The sequence below is a fragment of the Frankia sp. CcWB3 genome (assembly GCF_977927595.1).
Genome location: NZ_CDWRCK010000360.1, coordinates 1 through 3,221, shown reverse-complemented (window position 1 = coordinate 3,221; position 3,221 = coordinate 1). Strand labels below are relative to the sequence as shown.

The 3,221-nt window shown below is 71.5% G+C and carries 2 protein-coding genes and 2 pseudogenes; 3 read left to right on the top strand and 1 reads right to left on the bottom strand.

Going from position 1 to position 3,221, the window contains the following annotated elements; all coding sequences use genetic code 11:
- The 3 genes and pseudogenes from ACY5KJ_RS19080 to ACY5KJ_RS19070 form a co-directional block, all read left to right on the top strand.
- Positions 1-223, top strand: a pseudogene (locus ACY5KJ_RS19080) (hypothetical protein); the annotation flags it as partial.
- 336 nt (positions 224-559) lie between these two features.
- Positions 560-1,585, top strand: a pseudogene (locus ACY5KJ_RS19075) (HAF repeat-containing protein); the annotation flags it as partial.
- Positions 1,586-1,825: 240 nt separating this feature from the next.
- Positions 1,826-2,608, top strand: a complete 783-nt coding sequence (locus ACY5KJ_RS19070; RefSeq protein ID WP_462204014.1) for an enoyl-CoA hydratase/isomerase family protein — start codon at positions 1,826-1,828, stop codon at positions 2,606-2,608.
- Positions 2,609-2,689: 81 nt separating this feature from the next.
- Here the strand turns inward: ACY5KJ_RS19070 and ACY5KJ_RS19065 are convergent.
- Positions 2,690-3,221 (bottom strand): phosphotransferase enzyme family protein (locus ACY5KJ_RS19065; protein WP_462204013.1); only part of this gene is annotated, 532 nt, incomplete at its 5' end.

Sequence of the window (3,221 nt, the reverse complement as noted above, 5' to 3'; positions counted from 1 at the left end):
AGCTGGTCCCGGCGACGAGGCGCGGCTGACCCCACCGGCCGTCCACGTGACGCACGCGCTGAGGATCGAGGGGCCCGGCCTGCGCGAGGCCACGACGAAGGACCTCGCACAGGGTGAGTCCGAGGACCTCACGGTGACCCTGCAGCCGGGTACTTACCAGCTGGACTGCCCGGTCGGCAACCACGAGTCGCTGGGTATGAAACTCGGCATCACGGTGTCCTGAGCCGTCCGCGCCATCTGGTGGAGTCGGCTGACGCCCACGTCAGCGCGCCGCTCACCGGCCGGCGCCCGCGACATTCCGCGCCTCGCGGCCGCAGGCGGGGCGTGTCATTCATTGACGAGATGGCTATAGTTCGACACCATCCAACTTCAGTTGGTAATCAATCGGCGGAGTGCCGGCTGGTCCTCCGTCCAGCCATCCCGACCCGATCCGTTGCCAGGATCCTGGCGACCGAACCCGTGCTATGGCGCCCCGGCGGCCACGACGACGGTCGGGAAGGCCTGACCAGGGAGGTCGGCCGTGCCGAGCAACCGGAGAACATTCGTACACCTGGCGGTCATGGCCGGAACCACCGCACCGTTGTCCCTCACCGGGCTTCCCGTGTCTCTCACCGGGCTTCCCGCGGCGCTGGCGGCGCCGGTTCCAGGACCACGACCTGACCCACACCAGACGACGCCGGCCGGGGTCGGCATCCCCGGACCAGGCAGTCCCGGCTGGCTGACCAGTGGCAACAGCCGCGGGCTCTACGCCGGTTACTGGGTCAGCGGCGCGTACAGCACCACGGGCTTCCTCTGGCGCGACGGCACCGTGCATGTCCTCAACGGCAGCACGGCACCGAAGACGGTGACCGAGGACGGCGTAGTCATCGGCGATTTCGTCAGCCACTACGACCGGCAGGCGTTCCGGCTGGAACACAGAAACCCCCAGCCCCAGCGTCTGGGCTACCTCGGCGGCACCCAAACGGCCGGCGGCTACAGCAGCACCGCGGCGGCGGTCAACTGCGCCGGGGTCATCGTCGGCACCAGCACCACCAACGCTGGTACGTTCCATGCCTTCCGGTGGGCGGACAGCCACCTGCAGGATCTGGGTACGCTCGGCGGCCCGGGCAGCTCCGCCGTCGCGGTCACCAGCGCCGGTGCCATCGCCGGCAGCAGTGACACCGCCGCCGGCCCGTCCCACGCCTTCCTCTGGAGGAGAGGCACCCTGCACGACCTGGGTACCCTCGGCGGCCCGTCGAGTTCCGCGGTGGCCGCGAACGACGCCGGGCAGATCGTGGGCTACAGCGACACGGCCGACGGTCACACCCACGCCTTCCGCTGGGAACGCGGTCGTCTGATCGACCTCGGCACGCTCCCCGGCGACACCGATTCCTCGGCGATCGGTATCAACAACGTCGGCCAGGTCCTCGTCCGGAGCCGCGGCTCGTCGAGCCGTGCATTCGTCTGGCAGCACGGCCAGCGCGCGACCATTAGCGTGCCCACCGGCGACCTCGAGGTGACCGCCATCAACGACCGGGGAACCGTCGCCGGCACGGCGAACGGGCACGCGTTCCGTTGGCGCAACGGCCGCTTCACCGATCTCGGCACGCTGGGCGGGCCGTACAGCTACGCGAGCGCCATCACCCCCACCGACGTCGTCCTCGGTTCCTCAGTCCCGGCGGACTCCCCGATTCCGCTCGCGACCTTCTGGCCGGCCCCCGGCCCCCGGCCGCTGACGCGACCCGCGAGGCGTTTTCGGTCAGGATGGACGATGTCGGACGGATGGAGACCTCGCCGGCACGGCGGACCGCCGGCACCAGCACGGACGACCCGACGGAGGATCATCATGAGCGAGTCCGAAGACATCGCGGTACACACCCTGCCCGGCCACGTCGCCGTCGTCGAGGTCCGCCGTCCGCCGCACAACTTCTTCGAAGTGCGTCTGATCCAGACCCTCGCCGACATCTATGACAAGCTCGACTCCGACTCCGACGTCCGTGCCGTCGTGCTGTGCTCCCAGGGCAGGAACTTCTGCGCCGGAGCCGACTTCTCCGGCGCGAGTGCGGCCGAGGCGATTTCGGCGGATGAGGGGGCGCCGGCCCTTTACCGCGAGGCGCTACGGCTATTCGCCTCCCCGATACCGGTCGTGGCCGCGGTGCAGGGCAGCGCGGTCGGCGGCGGGCTGGGGCTCGCGCTGTCCGCGGATTTCCGGGTCGCGAGCCCGGACAGCCGCTTCGCGGCGAACTTCTCCCGGATCGGGCTGCACCAGGGCTTTGGCATCTCGGTGACCCTGCCGGCGGTCGTCGGCCGGCAGAAGGCGCTCGACCTGCTCTACACCGGTCGCCGGGTCGGTGGGCAGGAGGCGTTCGCCATCGGCCTCGCCGACCGGCTCGTGCCGAACACCGAGCTGCGGGAGGCCGCGGTGGCGCTGGCCGGTGAGATCACCGCCGCCGCGCCGCTGGCCGTGCGCAGCATCCGGGAGACAATGTGGGCGGATCTCGTCCCCGTCATCCGGGCGGCCACCGAACGGGAAACCGCCGAGCAGGCCAGACTGCGGGCCACCGAGGACTTCGCCGAGGGGGTGCGCGCCTCGACGGAGCGCCGCGAGCCCCGTTTCACCGGCCGCTGAGTGGTCCGGGCGGGCCGGTCCTCGGGGACTTCCGGGCGGGCGGGACGAGCCACCGGTCAGGCCTGGCCGCGGGCCACCGCCTCAGTCGGTGAGGAACCGCCCGCCTAGATAGGCCTCGGCCAGCTCGCAGCTGTCCCGAGCGTACTCGGTGACGCTCGGGACCGCGTCCGAGTGCGGATGGGTGCCCAGCCAAGCCACCAGGAGCAGCCGGCGCAACAGGACGAAGGTGGGGATCATTGCCACGTCGTCCGCGGTGAGCGGGCGCTGGCGCTGGTAGGCGGCCAGCCAGGCGGCCACCAGGTCGCCGGCCTCGTCGAGGTGCTCGATGAAGGACAGCGACGCGGCGAGATCCCAGAGGTACCAGCCGAAGCCGCAGTCGTCGAAGTCGATCACACAGACGTCCCCGGTGGACTCGTCCCGGGGTACCAGGAGGTTCGCCAGCCGCATGTCGGCGTGGACGAGCCCGAACCGGTCCAGCCCGGTGCCGAAGGCGGCCAGGCGTGCCTCGATGTCGGCCGCGGCCCGGCTCAGCAGGCCCAACGCCGCGCGGCTGTCCCCCCGCGGGCCGTCTCCCCGCGGGCCGTCCCCCCGCGGGCCGTCCCCCCGCGGGGGG